The sequence below is a fragment of the Bacillus sp. BB51/4 genome, from assembly GCF_008368845.1.
Classification (GTDB): domain Bacteria; phylum Bacillota; class Bacilli; order Bacillales; family Bacillaceae_G; genus Bacillus_A; species Bacillus_A wiedmannii.
Genome location: NZ_QOSC01000039.1, coordinates 1 through 294, shown reverse-complemented (window position 1 = coordinate 294; position 294 = coordinate 1). Strand labels below are relative to the sequence as shown.

Genomic DNA, 294 nt, shown 5'->3' with positions numbered 1-294 from the left:
GAAACACCAAAAGTAACAGAAGAGCCGAAAGAGCTAGAGAAGCCAGAAGTTACGGAGAAGCCGGAAATTCATGTAAAACCAGAAGAAGAGCAAGTTGAAGAAGAAACAATAGAAGAAATAAAAGAAGAAAAACCGGAAACACCAAAAGTGACAGAAGAGCCGAAAGAGCTGGAGAAGCCAGAAGTTACGGAGAAGCCGGAAATTCATGTAAAACCAGAAGAAGAGCAAGTTGAAGAAGAAACAACAGAAGAAATAAAAGAAGAAAAACCGGAAAACCAAAAGTAACAGAAGAGC

At 39.5% G+C, this 294-nt stretch carries 1 pseudogene; it reads left to right on the top strand.

Going from position 1 to position 294, the window contains the following annotated elements:
• Nucleotides 1-285 (top strand): annotated as a pseudogene (locus tag DN392_RS31045) (Cna B-type domain-containing protein); the annotation flags it as partial.
• Nucleotides 286-294 lie beyond the last annotated feature (9 nt).